Below are 22,095 nucleotides of genomic sequence, written 5' to 3' on the forward strand. Positions count from 1 at the left end.
TCCGGACCGCTCAGGCGGTGAACGGCGTGGAGCGCACCTCGAGGGACAGCTCCCGCTGGCGCTCCTGACGTCGGCGCAGCAGCTGCTCGTCCCGATGCGAGCGCTCGGAGGTCACCGCCGCGAGGAACTCCTCGGGATCGGTCCCCGGCGGCGGAGCCGGGGCCACGTGCGGCAGGGTGCGGTGCAGCAGATCGCGGGACAGCTGCCGCCGCGACTCGGGGTTGATCGTGGCGGCCCGGGGCAGGAACGAGCGGATGTCCTGCATGAGGGGGAGCGGGAGCCGGCCGACATCCGCGCTGCGCGCCCAGTCCCGCAGCGACTCCGGCACCTCGACACGCTGCGGGGTCATGCTGCGCATGCGCTCCTGGATCACCATCGTGCCGGCCAGGAGATCACCCACCCTCCGGGATCGGCGATCGATCACCGAGCAGGTCAGCGCGACCGCCCCGGAGGTGGACCAGATCTCGAACATCGCCATCACCGCGCGGAGCAGGCTCTGGCGCACGTGCACCGGGCCGCCGTCGTCACGCACCACGCGCGTGCCCATCGCCAGGCGACCCACCGAGCGCCCGCCCAGCAGCAGCTCGCACAGCACGGGATAGCCCACGTAGGTGAGAACGGACATCAGCACGACCCCGGCGGCGAGGTATCCGTCGTCCAGGTCCATGCGCGCCGCGGCCCAGACCAGGCCGATCGAGCCGCCGACGAGCAGGGCCAGCTGGAGCACTCCGTCGATCGCCGCGGAGATCATGCGGACCGCGAAGGACGCCGGGCGCAGATCGAGCACGACCGCGTCGCCGGTGACCAGGGCATCGTCGGCTCGTGGGGAGGAGACCGCTGCTGCCGCGCCGAGAGATGCCATGGGCCCATCCTGACACCGCGGTCGGTTCCGCGTCAGTGCCGACCGTCGGCTTCCGACGCCCTGGCGTCCGACTTTCGTCGGCGGTCCGCGGCGAGGCGGGAGCCTAGTCTGGCGTGGTGGACACCGACGCCTTCATCGCCGTGCACCGACCGCAGTGGGAGCGGCTCCAGCAGCTGACGCGGAGCCGCGCTCTCGACGCGGCCGGCATCGATGAGCTGCTCTCCCTGTACCAGGAGACCTCGACCCATCTGTCCACCGTCCGATCCACCAACCCGGACCCGGCGCTGATCTCGCGCCTCTCCCTGCTCGTGCACCGCGCCCGGCTGCGGATCACCGGGGCCCGGATCCCGCTGTGGAAGCACGCCCGGAACTTCTTCTGGGAGGACCTGCCCTCCACCCTGTACGAGGCCCGATGGACGGTGGCGCTGTCCGCCGGACTCTTCCTGCTGGCGGCCGTGGTCAGCGGTCTGTACTTCGGCCTGGACTCCACGGCGCGGGCGATGGTGGTCCCCGAGGCGGATCAGCGCAAGCTCGTCGAGCAGGACTTCGTGAGCTACTACTTCCAGGGCGAGGCCTCGGGCTTCGCCGCCCAGGTGTGGACGAACAACGCCTGGATCACGGTCCAGGCCGTCGTGTTCGGCGTCACCGGGTTCTGGCCGGTGGTGATGCTGCTGCAGAACGGACTGAACGTGGGGCTGTCCGCCGGGGTGATGGGTGCCCATGGCGGGCTGGGCACCTTCTTCGTGTACATCCTCCCGCACGGTCTGCTGGAGATCACCTCGGTGCTGGTCGGCGCCGGGGCCGGGCTCCGCACCTTCTGGGCCTGGGTGAGACCCGGGCAGATGCCACGGCTGTGGGCGCTCTCCCACGCGGCGAGGGCCCTGGTCACGGTCGCGATCGGGCTCGTGCCGGTGCTGCTGGTCTCGGGATTCATCGAGGGCTTCGTGACGCCGAGCTCGCTGCCGCCCGCGCTGCGGATCGCCATCGGCGCGGCGGCGTGGATCGCCTTCCTGGTGTTCATGCTGGGTCGCGGCCGTCAGGTCCATCGCGCCGGCGTGACCGGCGACCTCTCCGAGGAGCTGGTCGGCGCCCGCGTGGCGACCGCCGGCTGACCGGCGCCGCGGCGCAGGGTCGGCCGATCGTGGTCGGTCCGTCTCGGCACGGCGAGCCTGTCGGGGCCGACCCGTCCGTCGGCTGCAGTCGGCCTGGTCGGGTACTGGCGCCACGGCAACGAGTATGCCGATATCGCCGCAGTCATCGCTCCTGCGCCAGCAGACGTCCATGACGCCACGAGCACCCGCCCTGCGAGGCCTGATCGGACGGCCGCGCCGTGCTGGGCGGTCATACTGGGCTTGTGACGAGCACTCTGAGCGGGTTGCCCCGACACGTGCTTCCCGCCCTGCAGGAGCTGTGGTCGGACTTGCCCTGGCACCGAGCGCGGGAAGCACATGGTGCCTTCCACCATGTGCTGCTGCTGCCTCCGGTCGCAGCGCTGCGGATCCGTACGGGCACCGCGCACGTCTCCGCGATCGACCGTGAGCACTCGGTCGCAGCGGCGCTGTCCGCGGCACGCCTGCGGGTCCCGCGTCCGATCCGGGAGCCCGTGCACGCCACCGGTTGGTCGGCGATGGCTGTCGAGTTCGTGCCCGGGGCCGGTCGCGAGGCACGCACCTGGGAGGAGGACAGGTCCGGCCTCCTCGCGATGCTGGAGAGCCTCGCCGACGCCGGGAGGAGCCATCCTGAGCTCGAGGAGTCGCTCCCGGCGGCGCGGGCGTGGTGCGGCGGCGAGGAGTGGCCCGATCTCGTGGACGAGCTGACCGGACCGGATGCCACCGTGCGGGCCGCCGCACGCCGCCGCGTGGATGCCGTCCTGGAGGTGGAGGCCACGGCGGAGCGCTCGCCGATCCACGGCGACCTCGGCTGGCACAACATCCTGGAGGAGCCCACCCGCGGGCCGATGCTGATCGATGTCGACCATGCGGCCTGGGCGGATCCGGCGATGGACATCGCTCCGCTGCTCGCCGTCTATGGCCGCCGGGCGATGTCCGCGGACATCCCCGACCGGACTCTGGATCGGGCCGCAGCGCATCGACGGGTCCTCTCGCTGCAGGTGGCCGTCGCAGCAGAACTCCGAGGTGACGTGAGGCTGCGGGATCATGCACTGCAGAACTTCGCCCGGAGGATCCGGAGCAGGGACCCGCAGTGGTGACCTCCGCCAGCGGTCCCCCGGGGGAGAATGGTGCCATGCAGAGCCGCAGCGAGGAACGGGACTTCTCCGGATACAACGCCGCACAGGAGGCCCGGCCCGTCCGGCCGCTCGCGGTCGCCGCTGTCGAGGCGCTGGATCTCGGGCCCGCGCGAACCGCGCGCACGGCGATCGAGCTCGGCTGCGGGCGGGGCATCGAGGCACGTTTCCTCGCCGAGAACGAGTTCGCGGTGCACACCTACGATGCCGATCGCAGCGTCGAGCAGCTCCTCGTGGAGCTGGGACAGGTCCTGCCTATCACCCACTCGACCATCGACCTCGCGCAGATCACCGCTCTGCCCTCTGCGGATCTGGTGCTCTCCTGCGCGACGCTTCCCTTCGTGCGCCGGGAGGCGTTCCCGACGCTCTGGAGCATCATCCGGGAGTCGCTGCGCCCGGGCGGGGTCCTCGCCGTGGATCTCTTCGGGATCGTGACGGCTGGGCGGCGACCGACGGCACCTTCCTCACCCGGAACGAGGTGGAGGAGCTCCTGCACGGGCTCGAGGTGGTCGATCTGGTCGAGGAGGAGCGGGAGGGCAGGTCCTTCGGCGGGGCCAAGCACTGGCACACCTACCGCGTCGTCGCCCGGAGCAGCTGAGGCCGCCGCCGCATCGCGTCCGGCTCGCCGTGGTCGGGTACGGGCGCCACCGCGAGGGGTATGCCGATATCTCCGCAGTCATCGCCCAGGCGCCAGCAGACGACCAATGCGGCGGCCGGCCCGAGCGGCCGACGACCAGTGCAGCGATCGGCCCGATCAGCTGACGACCAGTGCAGCGGCTGCCCCGAGCAGCCGACGACCAATGCGGCGGCCGCCCCGCGCTCGCCGTCCCGAGCGCGGCGCGGGAGGGGTCGCAGGACGGCGTCGGACCGGCGACGTCCGGCGACGGCGTCACAGCCGGCCGGCCGCCTTGAGCGCGAGGTAGGCGTCGGCGAGAGCCTGGGGAGCCCGCTCGGGCGGGGCATCGACCACATGGGCGCCGACGCGCTCGAGCGCGTGGGAGACCCCCGCGCGTTCGGTGCGGGCCTGCTCGGCGGCGGCCGCCGTGTACACCGAGTCCAGATCGCCCCGACCGGAGGCGAGCTCGTCGAGAGCAGGATCGGAGACCGAGGCGACCACCAGCGGATGATCCCTGGCCAGCCGTGCGGCCACCGGCAGCAGCCCTCCGTGGATCACCGGCTCCTCGACCGGGGTGATCAGCACGACGAGGGAGCCGCGTCGGGTGCGCTCGGTGATCGTGCTCGCGGCGAGCTCCCAGTCGGTCTCCACCAGGGCGGGGTCCACCGCGGCGGTCGCGGCGACCATGTCGTGCAGCACCTTGGTGCGGGTCGAGCCGAGCACCGAGACGTGGGGGATGCGATCCACGCACACCAGGTCCACGCGGTCCCCGGCCTGTCCGGCCAGGGCGGTCAGCAGCAGCGCCGCGTCGAAGGCGGCATCCAGCCGGGTGGCCTCCCCGAGCCGGCCGGCGGAGGTGCGGGAGGTGTCCACGACGATCAGCACGTGGCGGTCCCGCTCGGGCCGCCAGGTGCGCACCACGACGCTGCGCCGCCGGGCGGTGGCGCGCCAGTCGATCGAGCGCACGTCGTCGCCGTCGACGAAGTCCCGCAGGGAGTCGAACTCGGTGCCCTGTCCCCGCTGGTGGATGGCGGCCAGGCCCTCGATCTCCCGGAGCCGCTGGACGCGGGAAGGGAGGTGTCGGCGGGAGCCGAAGGGATGCAGGGCGAGGAGCCTGCCCGGGGCGTCGACCGCAGCGGTGCGCCGTGCGAGGCCGAGCGGGCCCCGCGAGGCGACCAGCAGGGCCCGCGAGCGATGCTCTCCGCGCCGGGTCGGGGTGAAGACCTGGTTCACAGCCCGTCGCTCCTGGGCGGGGAGGCGCAGCGCGGAGCGCTGTGCATCGAGCCCGGCCGTCGGGTTCCAGGCGTCGCGCACCTCGAGGGAGGCGTTCCGTGAGGTCGGATTGATCAGCAGCAGGCGTCCGGTGACGGTGTTGCCGAGCCGGACCTGCGTGGGGGACTCCCGTCGGACGCGCAGGCGGCGCGGGTCCGCGGCCAGCAGCGCATCGGCGAGGACCACCAGGGCCCACACCACGGCCAGGAGCGCCAGCACCCACCACCGGGGCCACAGCACGATCACCGGCAGCGCGAGCAGCGCCACCAGTGCCGCGCGAGGGGTCAGGGAGATCCGCATCGGCGCGTCCTCAGCGGGGGACCGGCACGGAGGCGAGGGTGGCGGCGAGGACGGCCTCGACCTGGGTGCCCTCGAGCTCCGCCTCGGTGGTCAGCCGGACGCGGTGGGAGAGGGTCGAGGGAGCCATCGTCTTGACGTCGTCGGGGGTGATGAAGTCCCGCCCGGTGAGGTAGGCCCAGGCCCGAGCGGTGCGCAGCAGCGCGATCGCGCCACGGGGCGAGACCCCGAGGGCGAGGCTGGGGGAGCGGCGGGTCGCCCGGCACACGTCGACGATGTACTGGACCACCGGGTCCTCGGCGACGACGCGGGCCACGTCCTGCTGGGCGCGGTGCAGCGAGGGGACGTCCACCACGGCGCGCAGACCCGTGGCGGCGAGGTCCGTGGTGTCGAAGCCGTCCGCGTGGCGGCGCAGCACGTCCACCTCCACCTCGCGATCGGGCAGGGGCATCACCGCCTTGAGCAGGAAGCGGTCCAGCTGCGCCTCGGGAAGCGTGTAAGTGCCGTCGAACTCGATCGGGTTCTGGGTGGCGATCACGAGGAACGGGTCCGGCAGCGGGCGGCTGGCGCCGTCCACCGTCACCTGACGCTCCTCCATCGCCTCGAGCAGCGCCGACTGGGTCTTCGGGGGCGTGCGGTTGATCTCGTCAGCCAGCAGGAGGTTGGTGAACACAGGTCCCTCGCGGAAGACGAGGTCGCTGGTGGTGTTGTCGTAGATCAGCGAGCCGGTGATGTCGCCCGGCATCATGTCGGGGGTGAACTGGACGCGCCGCATGCGCACATCCATGGCGGCGGCCAGGGAGCGCACCAGCAGGGTCTTGGCCACGCCGGGAACGCCCTCGAGAAGTACATGGCCGCGGCACAGCAGGGCGACGACGAGGCTGGTCACCGCAGCGTCCTGGCCGACGACGCCCTTGTGGATCTCGTCCGAGAGCAGCTGCAGCCGGCTGCGCGAGTCCTGGTCGAGGTCCGGTCCGGAGGGGGCGGGGGCACCGGTTCCGTGGGCGGGTCCGGGAACGGCGCCGGGGGTGGTGTCGGTCATCGGTCGATCTCCTTCTCGAGATGGTCGAGGTCGTGCGCGAGACGGACGAGGTCCGGATCGCTGGTGACGGGGGTGGGGCCGAGCAGGGTGCGCAGCTGTTCCGGGGTGCGCCTCGAATGCGGGGCGAGCGCCGCGATCAGTCCGTCGAGGGAGGACTCATGGTGCAGTCCCAGACGGTCGGCCAGGCGGATGGAGGTCGCCGTGCGCAGCGATGCGGCGGCGGCATCGCGGGACCCGGAGCGCTGGAGCAGCCGTGCGCGACCCAGCACCAGCTCCTGGGGTCGGACGGTGACGGGCAGAGGTTCGATGACCACCGGGCCGAACCGCCGACCGAGGGCCACGAGCGCGACGACGGTGACGAGCAGCAGCCACAGCACGACCGGACCCGCCCAATCGGGAAGGAAGCCGAGCGGGGTCTGGGAGGTGGCCGCCATCGGGTCGTTCGCCGAGGGCACGTACCAGCTGAGATCGTCCTGGGCTCCCAGCAGGTTCAGGGCCAGCGCGGAGTTGTCGGCGTGGCCCACTCCGGCGTTGGTCAGGAGGTCCGCACTGCCCAGCACGACCAGCCCGTCGTCCTCGACCACGAGGGAGCCCTTCTCGGTGCTGAAGCAGCCCTGGGTCCCGTCGGCGGGCCGGTAGAGGAGGGCGGCGCTCCGGATGGTGTCCGCCTCGGCGGGGATCTCGAGCACCCGCGCGCGGTGGGAGAGGTCGGCGCAGCCGGGGCCGGCATCGACCCGGGCCTTCGTGCGCAGCGATCCGACGGGGGTGATCTCCGAGCCGAGGGAGGACAGGGCCATGCCATCTGGCTGGACGAGCACCAGGGTGCCGCCGGTGCGCTCCTGCGCCTCCGCGAGGGCGGTGAGCTGCCGGTCGCCGAGGCGGCCGGGGTCCGTGACCAGCACGGTGCTCCCCTCGTCGAGGGCGTCGACCGCGTCGGCCGTGTGACGGTCCACGTCGACCGTGACCCCGAGGCCCTCCAGCACCTGGACCACTGCCTTCGAGCCCTGCGCGGTGGGTGCGTCGGGTTCGAGGGGACCATCGCGGTAGTGGCCGCGCGCCACGGCGGCGAGCACGGCGGCGAGAACTGCGATCACCATGATGGTGACGAGGACGGGGTGCCGGCGGTCGGTGTCGGGGACGGACGACGGGCCCGTCGGGCCCTGGGCGGTGCGCGCGGACAGGGCGGCGGCAGGGGCGAGGCTCATGCTGCGCCGCCCGTCCCGGTGGTGGGAGCGCCCGACGCGACGGAAGCCTCCGCGCCGATGCCCGACGGCTCCAGGGCCGAGAGATCGGGGGAGGACTCGGCGATGTACACGGCAAGACGCAGCAGGTCATCCGCCTGCTTTGAGGAGGCCTGCCGGTGCGAGTAGGCGGCGGTGTCGAAGGCGTCGGCACCGCGCTGCAGGCGCCCGCGCAGCTCCGGGAAGGAGGCGCTGGCGCGGGAGGCCGCCTCGTGCGCGGTCATCCCGGCGGCGACGTCGAGCAGGGTCCTCTCCTCGAGGTCGCGCACCAGGGCGCGCAGCGCCAGCACCGTGCCGTCGTCCAGGCGGCCCGCGGCGATCGACTCCTCCGCGGCCCGGCGCAGCTGGGCGGCGCTGAGGACGGGCTCGGCGTCGAGCTCCGGGTCGACGGAGAGGGCGTGGCTGCGGCGGATCAGCCCGGTGCGTCGCAGCACCAGGAAGGCGGCGGCGCCGAGGGCGAGCAGGATCAGCACCGCGATGCCGGCCTGGGTGGTGGACGAGCCGTCGATCCCGTCGAGGACTCCCACCAGCCACTTCTCGATGGAGCCGAGCAGCCACTGGATGAAGCCGGGGGAGTCGTCGTACTCGGCCTTGGACAGCTCCTCGAGGGTCCGTGTTCGGGCCTCGTCGGGATCCAGAGGAGGGCCGGCCATGATCATCGTGCGCCGCCCTCGGCCCAGGCGTCCCGCGCCCGACGGGTCAGCTCCACGTCCCAGGCCTCATGACGCATCCGGCTGTCCGCGTAGACGGCCACGAAGCCGGAGGAGAGGAACGGGGCGAGCACGAAGGTGGCGGCGTAGCTGCCCAGCATCGTGAGGATCGTCAGCACCACCACGCCCGCGACCACGCCCTCGAAGCCGGTCGCGAGCAGGATGACGAGATAGGCGACGAAGGCGACGGTTCCGAAGACTCCGCTGATGACCTGCACCGCGAGGTAGTAGACGAGGTACACAAGCAGCGAGGTGCCCAGCACCCGCCACATCCTGCGCCCGCGCGTCAGCACGAGGCTCCGGCGGATCGCGCCGAGCACCGTGGCGTCCTCGAGGACGAGGGCCGGGACCGCGAGCAGGGTGCGCGCCCAGATCCAGAGGACCGCGAGTGCTCCGAGCACGGCTCCGATCACGATCGGCACGACGGTCAGCCAGCTCGCCTCCTGGAGCACCAGGACGGGCACCAGACCCAGGCCCACCAGCAGCACGAGGGCCGCCATGCTGAGCACCCCGATCAGCAGGCTCACGGCCGTGGCCGGCAGCCAGCGCCGACGCATCGTCGCCCACATCTCGGAGGTGGGCGCGTGCTCGCCCACTGCCTCGCCGAGCGCGACCCGCGTCAGGGCCACGGTGACCAGCGCCGTGGAGACGAGGCTGATCACCGTGGTCACGGCGGTGGAGACCAGGAAGAGCACCAGGTCCCTCAGCGAGCTGAGACCGGTGACGTCGCTCGTCGCCTCGGTGTCCTCGATCATCGACTGCATGTCGCCGAACATCGGCACCATGGATGCCCCGGTCGCGAGGGTGATGATCACGAAGGCGACGCCGTAGACGGCGGCGGCCACGCCGAGGACGGACTTCGGGCGCAGGCGGTAGATCCGCACCGCGGCGCCGAACACCTCCGCCAGGCCCAGCGGGCGCAGCGGGAACAGCGGCAGCGCCTGCGTCAGCTCGCGGCGCGGCCCGCCGGACGCCGGGCCGCCGGGGCCGCTCGACGCGGTCGCCGTGAAGGGCCCCTCCGCGACGGGCGTCGGGTCCGACTCATCGCCGCCGGTCGCCCCCGGGGCGGTCCACTGCGTGCTCATCCGTCCTCCTGCTGGTCGTGGTTCCTGCTGTCCGCACCGACCGTGGCCGAGCGCTCGGGAGCAGAACTCCTGAGGTGACACTACGGAGTGCCGGGCCCCGGGCCGATCCGACGATCGTCGACGACCGTGCATCTTCCGGACACCGCTGCGGGATCGGGCGCCGCCCGCGGACCGGACACCCCTGGCGGGCCGACCTCCAGGGACCTGACCGGGAGCGGTGGCACAATGACCTCCATGACGACGACTTCACGGATCCTCGTGGTCGATGACGATCAGGCCATCGCCGAGATGGTCGGCATCGTCCTGCGCGGGAAGGGCTACGAGGTCGCCACCTCGCCCGACGGCGCCTCGGCCCTCGAGACCTTTCCCCGGCTGCGGCCCGATCTGGTCCTGCTGGACCTGATGCTGCCCGGGATGGACGGCATCGAGGTGTGCCGCAGGCTCCGCCACGAGTCCGGCGTGCCGATCATCATGCTCACGGCCCGCACCGACACCGCGGATGTCGTCGAGGGCCTCGAGGCCGGCGCCGACGACTACCTCACCAAGCCCTTCGAGCCGGAGGAGCTGGTCGCGCGCATCAAGGCCCGCGTGCGTCGGGTCGACGAGCCCACCACGGAGAAGCTGAGCATCGGCGACCTCACCATCGACGTCGACGGCCATGAGGTGCGCCGCGGGGAGGACCTGATCTCCCTGACCCCGCTCGAGTTCGACCTGCTCACCCAGCTCGCGCGCAAGCCGTGGCAGGTGTTCACCCGCGACGTCCTGCTGCGCGACGTGTGGGGCTACCGCCACAGCGCGGACACCCGCCTGGTCAACGTCCACGTCCAGCGGCTCCGTTCGAAGATCGAGCACGATCCGGAGAACCCCGAGATCGTCGTGACGGTGCGAGGAGTCGGCTACCGTGCCGGAGGCGGGTCCTGAGAGCATCGGCACGCAGGTGAGCACATTCCTCGACGACGGGCGGGCCGTCTCGAGGAGCATGCGCCTGGCGCGCGCCGCCGACCCGCGCAGCTGGCCCCTCGCCCTCCGGGTCGTCATGGTGACGACCCTGCTGGCGCTCGTGGCCCTGCTGACCGTCGGCGCCTATCTCTCCTCCGTGATCGCCGACGGGCTCTACGAGCAGCGGCGCGACCGCGTGCTCGAGGACACGCTCGAGGTCAGAGGGGATCTCTCCGAGACGCTCTCCGAGGTCTCCGGGGCGACCAGCACCCAGCAGCAGGACGCCGTCAACGCCTTCGTGCAGACCGCCGGCGGGCAGGGCGGGGGCGACCGGCGCGAGGTGGTCCTCATCCCGGTGGAGACCTCGGGGACGCTGCTGCCGGTGGCCTCCTCGGACGGGTCCCTGTTCAACGAGATCGACGACGAGCTCTCGGCCGCCGTCGGCGAGCAGCCGGACTCACTGTCCTGGCGGTCGATCGGTCGCGAGGACGCCGCGGGCAGGACTCATCCCGCCCTGCTGGTGGGGACCCGGGTGATCGTCCCCGGGGGAGGCTCCTACGACCTCTACCTCGTCTACTCCCTCGAGGAGGAGCAGGAGTCGCTCGCCTTCGTGCAGCGCGTGATCCTCGGCGGAGGGACCGTGCTGCTGGCCCTGATCGTGGGCATCGCGATCGTCGTGGCGCGCATGGTCACCACCCCGCTGAAGCGGGCGGCGCACGCCGCGGAGAGGCTCGCGGCCGGCGACCTGACCAGCCGCGTCGAGGTCGAGGGGGGAGACGAGCTGGCCCGGGTGGGGGACTCGTTCAACGAGATGGCCCGCAACCTCGAGCAGAAGGTCGCCGACCTCACCGAGCTCTCCCATGTCCAGCAGCGCTTCGTCTCGGACGTCTCCCATGAGCTCCGCACCCCGCTGACCACGATCCGCATGGCATCGTCCGTGCTCGACGCCCGCAGCCAGGATCTTCCCGGCGAGCTGCGCCGCACCACGGAGCTCCTCTCGGCGCAGGTCCAGCGCTTCGAGGTGCTGCTGGCGGATCTCCTGGAGATCTCCCGGTTCGACGCCGGGGCCGCGGAGCTCGAGGCCAGCCGGCAGGACATCGACGCGCTCGTCGAACGGGCCCTCGAGGACGTCCGACCGCTCGCGAGCGACCGGGGGTGCGCGCTGGACCTGCACCTGGCCGGGGACGATGTGGTGGCCATCGTCGACGCGCGGCGCATCGACCGGATCCTGCGGAATCTCCTGACCAATGCGATCGAGCACGGCGCCGGGCATCCCGTGCTGGTGCAGACCGCCTCGGATGCGGACTCCGTCGCGGTGGTCGTCCAGGATCACGGCCATGGGATCTCCCCGGAGGCCGCGCAGCGCGTGTTCGACCGCTTCTGGCGGGCGGACCCCTCGCGTGCGCGGACCCTCGGCGGAACGGGGCTGGGGCTCTCGATCTCGGCCGAGGACGCCCGCCTCCATGACGGCTGGCTGCAGGCATGGGGCCGCGAGGGCGAGGGGGCGGTCTTCCGGCTGACCATCCCTCGACGACCGGGGGCGGTGCTCTCCCGCTCGCCGCTGCTGTTGGAGCGCCCCTTCGACGGGTCGGCGGCCGCGGCCGCGGTCTCGTCGACCCCGACCGGGGAGATCAGGGTCGGACCCGGGCTGCTGCCCGATCTGGACGGCACCGCGGAGGATCCGCCGGCCGGTCCCGAGGACACCGGAGGTGAGCGATGAGGCCTGCACGACGCGATGTGCTGCGCGTGGCGGGTGCGGCCGCGGTGCTGGGTCTGGGGGCCGCCTGTGCGCGCATCCCCACCGATTCCCCGGTCTCGAGCAAGGCGCTGACGGGGCAGACCCAGCCCGGCGCGCCCTACGTCCGCGCGCTCCCGCCGGCCGAGGGGGCGACGGCCGTGGAGGTCGCGGCCGGGTTCGTGCAGGCAGGTGTCGGCTCCGAGGAGGACTTCGCGGTGGCCCGGCACTACCTCACCGCGGAGGCCTCTGCCGCCTGGAACCCCGATGCGATGATCACGATCTTCTCGGGCAGCCAGGAGCTGACGGTGAAGAAGGCCGGGGAGGACCAGCTCGTGATCGTCCTCCAGGCCGTCGCGCTGATCGACGAGAACGGTGTGCGCAGCACTCTCGCAGGGCCCGCCTCCCGTGAGGTGGAGTTCGCGGTCGAGGAGGTCGACGGCGAGTGGCGGCTGAGCGAAGTGCCCGACGGGATCTTCCTGTCCGAAGCGACCTTCGAGACGCTGTACTCCGCCGCCCGCCTCTACTTCCTCGACACGCGGGAGCGGCACCTGGTGCCCGATCATCGCTGGTTCCCGGTCCGTCGCGGTGCCTCGGCCGTGCTCGAGGCGCTCGTCGCGGGGCCGTCCCCCTTCCTCGAGGGAGCCGTGACGAACCGGGTTCCCCGCACGTCCGGCGTCGCCGAGGCGGTCAGCTCCACCGGTCCCGACGGCACCACCCAGATCATGGTGCCCGCCGCGGTCGCCCGTCTGGACCTCGTCAACCGCACCCGCGCGCTCTCCCAGATGGAGGCCTCGCTGCGCTCGCTGCGCTCCCTCTCGGGGGTGCGCCTCATGCTCGACGGGCAGGACGTCGCCCTCGACGAGGACCACCGGGTCGAGCGCGCGCTGCCCGGGCATCGGCCGATCGCCGCGGGTGCCACGGGGGTCATCTCGCTCGCGGACCCCGACGCCTCCGCTGCGGCCCCGCAGCTGGTGCCGGACCTCTCCTCGCTCGAGATCTCCTCGCCGGCGATCGCCCAGGACGGAGTGCTCGCCGCGGCGCTGGACACCGAGGGATCCAGCGTGCTGATCGCCACCACGGACGGGTCGCTGCCCCTGCGCGAGGCCGCGACAGGAGGATCCTTCGTGGCGCCCCGGGTGGATGACGCCGGGTACGTCTGGACCTCCATCCGCTCGAGCCCCGGGGCCCTGCTCGCGCTGTCGGGCGAGGGGTCCGATCGCGACGCGAAGGTCGACGCTCCCTGGCTCATCGGCCGGGAGATCCGGGGGCTGGACATCGCGGCGGACGCGACACGGATGATCGTGCTCTCCTCGGACAGCGCGGGGTCCAGGGTGGACCTGTGCGCCGTGGTGCGGGATGAGCACGGCGTCCCCTCCTCGCTCACCGATCCGAGGACCGTGCGCGTCTTCCTCACCGACATCCAGCAGATCCTCTGGTACGACGAGGTGGCTCTGCTCATGCTCGGCACCGAGCCGACGGCGGGGGAGCGGCGGGCGCAGATCCTCGACCTCTCCGGCAGTCGGGAGTCCCTGCCCACTCTCGCCGTCGGCACCCACCGCGTCGCCGGTTCCGTCGTGGCGGAGGCGGTGTGGGCGGGCACCGTCGACGATCGGCTGCTGCGCAGCGACGGCGACGGCTGGACCCCGGTCGAGCAGGAGGGCCACGACCCGGGGTTCTACTGATCCCGGTGCTCGAGGGGACCTGCCGGGCGGTCCTCTCCTCCCCGAGGGCCCGCCGTCCACAGGTTCCGCCGTGAGAGTCCAGCGCGGCCCGCTGCGTGCTGGGATCCGGTCATGGAGATCGACGGGGGATGGATCGCACCGCTGCGGGAGGTGGTCGCCCAGACCTGCGCGCTGGTCGCGCCGAGGCAGTGTCCCTGCGGTGACGAGGGCGCCTGGCTGTGCCGGGACTGCGCGGGCCTGCTGGAGGTCGCCCCGTGTCGGGTCGAGAGCAGCTGCGACGCCCTGCAGGTGCTCAGCGCGGCGAGGGTCCGCGAGGAGCTGCACGGCGATGTGCTCCTGCCCGCCGGCGTGGACCACACCCCGCTGCTGCCGGTGCTCGCGCTGGGCGAGTACGGCGGGAACCTGCAGCGCCTCGTCCTGGCCTGGAAGAACGGCGGGATGATGCATCTCGGAGCGCGGCTGGGACCGGCGCTGGCGCCGGCCGTGAGGGAGCTCGCGGACGCCGCAGGGGTCGGAGACCCGGGGCTCGTCCCCGTCCCGTCCCGGCGCGGCGCACGGCTGCGGCGCGGTGAGGACCACACCTCCGAGCTGGTGCGATCGATCGTGCGCGCCGGCGCCGGGCGCGCCCTGCTGCTCCCGGCCCGACCCACCACCTCCCAGGACGGCCAGGGCGCCCGTCAGCGACGGACCCGACGGATCCGTCTGGACGGGAGGAGGGCGCGGGCTGCGGGACGTCGCCGGCAGCAGGTGATCATCGTCGACGACGTCGTGACCACCGGCGCCACCCTGCGCGGGATGCATGACGCGCTCACGGCGGCCGGCATGGAGGTGCTCGGCGCGGTGGTGGTCGCCGCGGCGCGGATCCCGTCCCCGGAGGCCGCGCCGCACCGGTCCGGATGACGATCCGGACCAACGACGAGGAAACCTTCAGGGAATCGTGGCATGCTTGTGGCACTCGCCACATCAGGGCGGGACCCCCTTCACCAGGAGGTGCGACACCCAGCCGAAGAGCCATCGCGGCCGGGCTCAGAGCGGCCGCATCCTGACAGGAGGAGTACCCACTCATGGAGATCAATGTCGTCGGACGCCACATGGACGTCCCGGATCGTTTCCGTCGTCATCTCACCGACAAGCTCGACAAGGTCACCCAGTTCGCCCCCGCGGCTCTGCGCGTGGATGTCGAGATCTCACAGGAGAAGAACCCCCGACAGGCCGAGCTCAGCGACCGGGTCGAGCTCACCGTGCACGAGAACGGTTCTGTCATCCGTTCCGAGGCACGAGCGGACGACCTCTTCGGTGCGCTGGACATCGCCTACGGCAAGCTCCTCGAGAGGCTCCGGCGCGCACGCGACCGCCGCAAGGACCACCGCCGCGGCCGCGACAAGGCGCACCAGGAGACCGGAGCGAGCCTGCGCACCATGCCCGCCGATCAGGACCTTCCCGCACCCCTCCAGGAAGAGTCGGCGGAACCCGAACCGGAGCGCGAGACCGAGGTCGGCGCCGCCGTGGGCGGGAACGAGATCGATCTGGCCGAGGCCGGCAGCCCGGTCGTCATCCGGAAGAAGAAGCATCCTGCGACACCGATGAGCATCGACGACGCGCTGAATCGGATGGAGCTCGTGGGACATGACTTCTTCCTCTTCGTCGACGCCGACTCGGGCAGCCCCAAGGTGGTCTACCGCCGCAAGGGCTGGAACTACGGCATCATCGAGCTGGAGTCCGAGCTGACCGCCTGACCTCCGCTCACAGACCTCGGGGCGGGAGGAGCCCGATCGGCTCCTCCCGCCCTTCCCTGCCCGTGACCCCGACCTCCCCGACCACGCAGGAGCACCTCGCCGATGAGCCAGACCATCACCTGGACCCGTGCACGTCGGATCGCCCTGCGTGCGCAGGGGATGGGCCGGGCGCGCCGCAGCGAACCGGCGACCGCGGCGAGCAGCCGCCGCGCCCTCGAGCGCACCCTCGAACGCACCCACATGCTCCAGATCGACTCGGTCAGCGTGTTCGCCCGGGCCCATCACCTGCCCGTGTTCACCCGCACCGGTCTCTGGGACCCGTCCGTCCTGGACAGAGCGGTCCGTCCCGGTCCGCGACGCATGCTGCGGGAGTGCCTCGCCCACGAGGCCACCTACGCCGTCCCCGAGGTCCACCACCTGCTGGACTTCCGCCGCCGCGCCGTCTCCGAGCGGGACTGGGGCGTCGTGCGGGAGATCGCGACCTCCTCACCGCATCTCTTCACCGAGATCAAGCAGGTGCTGGCCGACATCGGTCCCGCGAGTGCGGCAGCTGTCTCGCAGCATCTGGGGGACACCGACCGCGGTGAGGGCTGGGGCTGGCGGCGCACCTCGACCCAGTGGGCCGTGGAGTACCTCTTCCGCACCGGCGAGCTGGACTGCGTGGGCCGCTCCGCGCAGTTCGAGCGGCTGTACTCCATCGCGACGGACGACCGCTCCGCCCCGGATCGGGAGTCCTCCCTGCGGGAGCTGGTCGAACGGGCTGCCCGCTCGCTGGGCATCGCCGAGCCCTCCTCCCTGGCGGACTACTTCCGCCTCCGCGCCGGGGACATCGCTCCGGCCGTCGCGGAGCTGGTCGCGCAGGGCCGGCTGGAGCAGGTCACGGTGACGCATCCTGCCGGGGACGTCCCGATGCTCCTGCACCACGAGGCCCCGGCTCCCACCCCGCTGAACGTCGCCGCGCTCGTCAGCCCCTTCGACCCGATCGTCTTCCACCGGCCCCGGCTGTCCCGTCTGTTCGACGTGGAGTATCGCATCGGCATCTACACCCCGGCCGCGAAGCGCACCACCGGCTACTACTCCCTCCTCTTCCTCCTCGGGGACCTGATCCCCGCCCGCGTGGATCTGCGCGCGGACCGCGCCCGCGGGGTGCTCGAGGTGCGCGGCACCTATCGGGAGCCGCTGCCCCACCTCCCGGCGCGCCAGCGGCCGCAGGACCGCGCGATCGCGGAGGCCCTCGCCGGGGAGCTGCGTCGAGCCGCCCTCTGGCAGGGGCTCGAGGAGATCGAGGTCCTCACCGGTCCGGGCACCGGTGAGCTCTCGAGCGCGCTCGAGGCGGAGGTCCGTGCCGGAGCCGACATCGCGTGACGATGCGCGCAGGTGGTCACCTTCTCAGACGGTGACGCTTACGATGGGTCAGGCACCAGCCGCCTCATGGGGCGGACACGCGATCTACGGGAGCACGAGTGGTCAACCTCTTCGACAAGATCCTGCGCGCCGGCGAAGGCCGGGAACTGCGCAGGCTCGCCGCCATCGCCCAGCGAGTGGGGGAGGCAGAGGACGTCTTCACGGAGCTCACCGACGAGGAGCTCCGCGCCGAGACGGGCCATTTCCGGGAGCGTCTCGAGGACGGCGAGAGCCTCGATGACCTCCAGGTCGAGGCCTTCGCGGCCGTGCGCGAGGCGGCTCTGCGCACCCTGGGCCAGCGCCCCTACGACGTGCAGATCATGGGCGGCGCGGCGCTGCATCGCGGCCGCATCGCGGAGATGAAGACCGGAGAGGGCAAGACCCTGGTCGCGACCCTCCCGGCCTATCTCAACGCGCTCGCCGGCAAGGGCGTCCACATCGTGACGGTGAACGACTACCTCGCCGGCTACCAGAGCGACCTGATGGGTCGCGTCTTCCGCTTCCTGGGCCTGACCACGGGCGTCATCAAGTCCGGCATGACCCCGGTGGAGCGTCGCGAGCAGTACGCGGCGGACATCACCTACGGCACGAACAACGAGTTCGGCTTCGACTATCTCCGCGACAACATGTCCCTCTCCCCGGAGGATCGGGTCCAGCGCGGCCACTTCTTCGCCGTGGTCGACGAGGTCGACTCGATCCTCATCGACGAGGCGCGCACGCCGCTGATCATCTCCGGACCCGGCTCCGGTGACGCCAACAAGTGGTTCAGCGAGTTCTCCAAGGTCGTGAAGCTCCTGCGCAAGGACCGCGACTACGAGGTCGACGAGAAGAAGCGCACCGTGGGCGTGCTCGAGTCCGGCATCGACAAGGTCGAGGACCACCTCGGCATCGACAACCTCTACGAGTCCCTCAACACGCCGCTGATCGGCTTCCTCAACAACGCCATCAAGGCGAAGGAGCTGTTCAAGCGCGACAAGGACTACGTGGTCCTCAACGGCGAGGTGATGATCGTCGACGAGCACACCGGCCGCATCCTCGCCGGTCGCCGCTACAACGAGGGCATGCACCAGGCCATCGAGGCCAAGGAGGGGGTGAAGATCAAGGCGGAGAACCAGACCCTCGCCACGATCACCCTCCAGAACTACTTCAAGCTCTACGAGAAGCTCTCCGGCATGACCGGCACCGCCGAGACCGAGGCCGCCGAGTTCATGAACACCTACTCGCTCGGCGTGGTCCCGATCCCCACGCATCGGGACATGCAGCGCACGGACGAGCCCGATCGCATCTACCGCACCGAGAAGGCCAAGTTCGACGCCGTCGTCGAGGACATCGTCGAGCGGCACGAGGCGGGCCAGCCCGTCCTGGTCGGCACCACGAGCGTCGAGAAGTCCGAGTACCTGGGCAAGCTGCTGACCGCCCAGGGCGTGAAGCACGAGGTGCTCAACGCCAAGAACCATGCCGGGGAGGCCGCGATCGTGGCGATGGCCGGCGCCAAGGGCGCGGTCACCGTGGCGACCAACATGGCCGGCCGAGGCACCGACATCATGCTCGGCGGCAACGTCGAGTTCATGGCCCATGCGGAGCTCGAGAAGCGCGGCCTGGACCCGGAGGAGGACCAGGAGGCCTACGAGGCGGCCTGGGACGACGAGCTCGAGCGGGCCAAGAGCGCCGTGGCCGAGCAGCATGACGAGGTGGTCGAGCTCGGCGGCCTGTACGTGCTGGGCACCGAGCGCCACGAGTCCCGCCGCATCGACAACCAGCTGCGCGGTCGCTCCGGCCGACAGGGCGACCCGGGCGAGTCCCGCTTCTACCTCTCGCTGCAGGATGACCTGATGCGCCTGTTCAACTCGGGCGCGGCGGAGTCGCTGCTGGCCCGAGGCGGCGTGGAGGAGTCGATCCCGCTCACCGGCCGGATGGTCTCCGGAGCGATCCAGCGTGCGCAGAACTCCATCGAGTCGCGCAACGCCGAGATCCGCAAGAACGTCCTGAAGTACGACGACGTCCTGACCAAGCAGCGCAAGAAGTTCTACGAGGAGCGGTCGCGGATCCTCGAGGGCGAGGACCTCGACGAGCACATCACGCGCTTCGTCGAGGAGGTCATCGGCGGCACCGTCGACGCCCACACCAAGGGGAAGACCGCGGAGGACGTCGACCTCGAGGAGCTCTGGGGTGCGCTGCGCCCCGCGTACCCGGTCTCGCTGACCGCGGACGAGCTGATCGAGGAAGTGGGCGGCAAGGAGAACCTCGAGGCGGGTGTCCTCAAGGAGGAGATCCTCGCGGATGCTCAGGTCGCCTACGACAAGCGCCGCGAGGAGCTCGGCGAGGAGGGGATGCGGCAGCTGCAGCGCCGCGTCTTGCTCTCGGTGCTGGACCGCCGCTGGCGAGAGCACCTCTACGAGATGGACTACCTCAAGGAGGGCATCGGGCTGCGCGCGATGGCGCAGCGCGACCCGCTCATCGAGTACGAGCGCGAGGGCCACCTCATGTTCAACGACATGATGGCTGGGGTGAAGGAGGACGTGGTCGGCTACGTCTACCACCTCGAGGTCCAGGTCGAGAAGGCCGACCCGGTGGTGCCCAAGGCCGTCAGCGACCTGCTGCGTGGCGCGAGCACCGCGGCCCGCCGTGCGGTCGAGGCCGCCGCGGGATCGACGGCGGCGTCGGCGGAGAAGGATGCCGAGGCCCCGACTCCCGACGTGGAGGCGGAGGGTGCGCCCTCCGAGTCCGTCGCCGGGACGACCGGCGCGGAGGAGGACGCGAGCGACGACCCTGCGGCCGACGGCGACGCTTCCGAGGACGAGGACGAGGACCCGCTCGCCCAGGAGAACTCGGTGGTGCTGCATGCCAAGGGCCTGGACGACGGTCCTGCGGGACGCCAGCTGCGCTACAGCTCGGCCGAGGGGAGCGGCGTGCAGGACGCCTCGACCCTGTCGCGGGCCCAGCGCCGTCACCGTGCACGTCATCACTCGGACGGGGCGGAGACCGCCGCGCACGACACGGTGCAGGACAAGCCCGAGGGTGCTCCCCAGGGTGATGGCCAGAACCGTGCCCAGCGTCGCAGGAAGCGCCGCCGGGGCTGATCCGGCCGATCGGTTCCGACTCAGCCGATCTCCAGCACGGTCACGCGCCAGCCCGTATGGCGCAGCTCCCACCGCATCGCCAGGAATCGTGCACGGTCGGGCTCGCGCAGCACGCAGCTGGCCTCGACCGTCTGCTGGTTGACCACGCAGATCCGCACGCCCGTGACCATCATCTGGCGTTGCGGCGCATAGCCGGTGGTCGCGCGCAGCCGGCGCGTCAGCGAGGCGCGACGCGCGAGGTTCTGCCCCACCTCCGGGGTCACGAGGCGCGCCAGCGAGTTCTCGGGCCGCATGTCGCGCACGATCTCGATGGCACGGCGCGCCACGGGTGCGACCAGCGCCTCGACGGAGCGAGGGTCCTCCGGGGCGAAGGCTGTCGCACCGGCGACGGACTGGGCGGTGCGCTGGTCGGTGGTGGTCATGGCGTGTCCTGAGGGGTCAGTGCGGAGGGGACGGTGAGTTCCTGTCCGGGCTCGAGGAGGTCCGGATCTTCGCCGAGGAGGTCACGGTTGGCCTCGTGCAGCAGCGGCCAGGCGGCGGCGATGTCCTCGGGATCCGACGGCGCGGGCCCCAGGAGCTCGTCCGAGATGCTCCACAGGCTGTCCCCGCGGTCGACGACGACGGTGCGCACCGGCAGCTGAGCCGGTCCGCGGGAGGTCGGGGCGCCTGTCGACGGTCCAGAGGTGCCGGAGCCGGACGCCACGTCTGAGCCCCCGGAAGCAGCTCCCGCCGGGGACGTCCCCGGATCTCCGTCCCAGCCCAGAGGCGGCAGGCGAGGAGAGGTGTCAGGTCGCTCGGCGGCGCCGCCCTCCGGGGCCGACGCCTCGGCTGCGGTGTCAGCGGGCTCGGTCCCGCCCGCGTCGAGCTCTGCAGACTGGGTGAGGGGAGCCGGCTCGAGATCGGGACCGGTCGACAAGGAGTCCTGAGCGGCCAGGCCGGGTGCCAGGGTGAGGGCCGTGGTCGCCGTGGCCACCGCCGCTCCACCCACGAGGCGGCGAGCCAGTCGGGGCGCGAGCACCCGCAGCATGACCAGCACGGCGGCACCGGTCCGGCTGGCTGGGCCGGCGAGCAGGATCATCACCGCGAGTCCCCAGACCAGCGCCAGATAGGCGCACAGCAGAGTGCCCATCACGGCGAGGCCGAGCAGCACCCAGGCGATCAGGGTCTCGTGCCCCTGGGAGGACTCCAGCAGGTCATGCAGGGTGGGGATCGCCAGGCCCATCGCGGCGGCGCTGGCCGCCGCGATCACCCCGCACACCAGACTTGCGCCGGGTCTGGCCGGTGCGGGTGTCGACGTGTCCTCGTGCATGGATCCCCCCGAGAGTCGTGCATCGCCGCGATGAGTGGAAGTCATGCCGGATGATGCAGTTTGATCGCGTTTGGTGTTCGTTGCGATCTTTCCATGCAAAGTAGTCGCATGTGATGTGTTTCGCAAGATCCTTCAGGCACCGTGTGGACGGGGAGCACGTGGGGAGGATGCGTGGTCCAGTCACGGCAGGATGCCCGGTCGTCGGGCTCTCAGCGCGCTGGAGCGCACGCCGGTGCGTGGCCCTACAGTGGGGCCATGCGATTCGAGCGGATCTTCGACGATCTCGAGGGCCAGTTCGCGCACCACGAACAGGAGGAGGTGCGCGCGGTCTCCGAGGACCTCACGCGGGCAGAGCTCGCTCAGCTCACCCTCGCCGATCGCTTCCGAGGAGCGGAGGGCCATCGGCTGACGCTGCATCTCGGCGCGACGCTCCGGGTGAGCGGCACGGTGCAGGAGGTGGGCTCGGACTGGGTCGTGCTCGCGGAAGCCGGGGGGAGGCGCAGCGCGGTGGTCCCGCTGCCCGGGATCGCCATGATCGAGGGACTGCCTCCCCGGGTGCGGCCCGCGGAGGAGTCCCTGCGTGCACCGCGGCGCCTGGGCTCCGTCCTCCGGGAGATCGCGCGGGACCGGAGCGTGGTGCGGGTGGAAACAGCGGCAGGCTCGGTGACGGGCAGGATCGCCGCGGTCGGTGCCGACGCCATGGACCTCCGCTCACTGCCCACCGGGGAGCCCACCTCGGTGCCGGGATCAACTCGGATCACCGTGACGCTCGCGGGGCTGCTGCTCGTGCAGCTGCGGTGAGCTCTCGCACGAGCGGCGCCGAACCGGGGTCCCGAG

The 22,095-nt window shown here is 71.8% G+C and carries 18 protein-coding genes and 1 pseudogene; 11 read left to right on the forward strand and 8 right to left on the reverse strand.

The window, feature by feature from the left end:
* Positions 1-10: 10 nt before the first annotated feature.
* The gene (locus CFK41_RS06290) at positions 11-862 is read right to left on the reverse strand and encodes an RDD family protein (RefSeq protein ID WP_096798889.1); all 852 of its coding nucleotides are present in this window, start codon (positions 860-862) and stop codon (positions 11-13) included.
* Between the two features lie 116 nt (positions 863-978).
* On the opposite strand from CFK41_RS06290, the gene CFK41_RS06295 reads away from it, so the two are divergent.
* The 3 genes and pseudogenes from CFK41_RS06295 to CFK41_RS06305 form a co-directional block, all read left to right on the forward strand.
* Complete coding sequence (locus CFK41_RS06295) at positions 979-1,974, forward strand: stage II sporulation protein M (RefSeq protein WP_096800970.1); 996 nt, start codon at positions 979-981, stop codon at positions 1,972-1,974.
* A gap of 353 nt (positions 1,975-2,327) precedes the next feature.
* The gene (locus CFK41_RS06300; RefSeq protein WP_169928793.1) at positions 2,328-3,071 is read left to right on the forward strand and encodes a phosphotransferase; all 744 of its coding nucleotides are present in this window, start codon (positions 2,328-2,330) and stop codon (positions 3,069-3,071) included.
* Between the two features lie 35 nt (positions 3,072-3,106).
* Positions 3,107-3,460, forward strand: a pseudogene (locus CFK41_RS06305) (class I SAM-dependent methyltransferase); the annotation flags it as partial.
* Positions 3,461-3,996: 536 nt separating this feature from the next.
* Here CFK41_RS06305 and CFK41_RS06310 read toward each other — a convergent pair.
* From CFK41_RS06310 to CFK41_RS06330, 5 genes are read right to left on the reverse strand one after another with little or no spacing between them, the layout of a single operon-like run.
* On the reverse strand, positions 3,997-5,295 hold the full coding sequence (locus CFK41_RS06310; protein WP_096798891.1) for a DUF58 domain-containing protein: 1,299 nt from the start codon (positions 5,293-5,295) through the stop codon (positions 3,997-3,999).
* Positions 5,296-5,305: 10 nt separating this feature from the next.
* Positions 5,306-6,334, reverse strand: coding sequence for an AAA family ATPase (locus tag CFK41_RS06315; RefSeq protein ID WP_096798892.1), 1,029 nt, complete (start codon positions 6,332-6,334; stop codon positions 5,306-5,308).
* Positions 6,331-7,539 carry a DUF4350 domain-containing protein gene (locus CFK41_RS06320; RefSeq protein WP_096798893.1) on the reverse strand — a complete coding sequence of 403 codons (1,209 nt, stop codon included), beginning with the start codon at positions 7,537-7,539 and terminating at the stop codon, positions 6,331-6,333. Before CFK41_RS06320 ends, CFK41_RS06315 begins: the two co-directional genes overlap by 4 nt.
* A complete protein-coding gene (locus CFK41_RS06325; RefSeq protein ID WP_227873232.1) occupies positions 7,536-8,228 on the reverse strand; it encodes a DUF4129 domain-containing protein in 693 nt (230 codons plus the stop codon). The genes CFK41_RS06320 and CFK41_RS06325 overlap by 4 nt, the downstream gene beginning before the upstream one ends.
* Positions 8,229-8,230: 2 nt before the next feature.
* Positions 8,231-9,370, reverse strand: a complete 1,140-nt coding sequence (locus CFK41_RS06330; protein ID WP_096798895.1) for a glycerophosphodiester phosphodiesterase — start codon at positions 9,368-9,370, stop codon at positions 8,231-8,233.
* A gap of 225 nt (positions 9,371-9,595) precedes the next feature.
* Here CFK41_RS06330 and mtrA point away from each other — a divergent pair, with 225 nt between their 5' ends.
* The 7 genes from mtrA (at position 9,596) to secA (ending at position 19,949) form a co-directional block, all read left to right on the forward strand.
* Positions 9,596-10,291: an MtrAB system response regulator MtrA gene (gene mtrA / locus CFK41_RS06335; protein ID WP_096798896.1), complete on the forward strand. Its 696-nt coding sequence runs from the start codon at positions 9,596-9,598 to the stop codon at positions 10,289-10,291.
* Between the two features lie 16 nt (positions 10,292-10,307).
* Entirely contained in the window at positions 10,308-12,029 is a 1,722-nt protein-coding gene (mtrB, locus tag CFK41_RS06340) for an MtrAB system histidine kinase MtrB (RefSeq protein WP_096800971.1), read from the forward strand.
* Positions 12,026-13,729, forward strand: coding sequence for an LpqB family beta-propeller domain-containing protein (locus CFK41_RS06345; RefSeq protein ID WP_096798897.1), 1,704 nt, complete (start codon positions 12,026-12,028; stop codon positions 13,727-13,729). Before mtrB ends, CFK41_RS06345 begins: the two co-directional genes overlap by 4 nt.
* Positions 13,730-13,840: 111 nt before the next feature.
* The gene (locus tag CFK41_RS06350) at positions 13,841-14,629 is read left to right on the forward strand and encodes a ComF family protein (protein WP_096798898.1); all 789 of its coding nucleotides are present in this window, start codon (positions 13,841-13,843) and stop codon (positions 14,627-14,629) included.
* 164 nt (positions 14,630-14,793) lie between these two features.
* Positions 14,794-15,465 carry a ribosome hibernation-promoting factor, HPF/YfiA family gene (hpf, locus tag CFK41_RS06355; RefSeq protein WP_096798899.1) on the forward strand — a complete coding sequence of 224 codons (672 nt, stop codon included), beginning with the start codon at positions 14,794-14,796 and terminating at the stop codon, positions 15,463-15,465.
* Between the two features lie 102 nt (positions 15,466-15,567).
* Complete coding sequence (locus tag CFK41_RS06360; protein ID WP_096798900.1) at positions 15,568-16,830, forward strand: winged helix-turn-helix domain-containing protein; 1,263 nt, start codon at positions 15,568-15,570, stop codon at positions 16,828-16,830.
* Between the two features lie 98 nt (positions 16,831-16,928).
* Positions 16,929-19,949, forward strand: a complete 3,021-nt coding sequence (gene secA, locus CFK41_RS06365; protein ID WP_096798901.1) for a preprotein translocase subunit SecA — start codon at positions 16,929-16,931, stop codon at positions 19,947-19,949.
* A gap of 20 nt (positions 19,950-19,969) precedes the next feature.
* Here secA and CFK41_RS06370 read toward each other — a convergent pair whose 3' ends face one another.
* Positions 19,970-20,371, reverse strand: a complete 402-nt coding sequence (locus CFK41_RS06370; RefSeq protein WP_096798902.1) for an Rv3235 family protein — start codon at positions 20,369-20,371, stop codon at positions 19,970-19,972.
* Entirely contained in the window at positions 20,368-21,198 is an 831-nt protein-coding gene (locus CFK41_RS06375) for a LysM peptidoglycan-binding domain-containing protein (RefSeq protein WP_169928794.1), read from the reverse strand. Before CFK41_RS06375 ends, CFK41_RS06370 begins: the two co-directional genes overlap by 4 nt.
* Positions 21,199-21,513: 315 nt before the next feature.
* Between CFK41_RS06375 and CFK41_RS06380 the strand changes: the two genes are divergently transcribed.
* Positions 21,514-22,059: a hypothetical protein gene (locus CFK41_RS06380; RefSeq protein ID WP_096798904.1), complete on the forward strand. Its 546-nt coding sequence runs from the start codon at positions 21,514-21,516 to the stop codon at positions 22,057-22,059.
* The last annotated feature ends 36 nt before the right edge of the window (positions 22,060-22,095 follow it).

It is taken from the genome of Brachybacterium ginsengisoli (assembly GCF_002407065.1).
GTDB lineage: Bacteria > Actinomycetota > Actinomycetes > Actinomycetales > Dermabacteraceae > Brachybacterium > Brachybacterium ginsengisoli.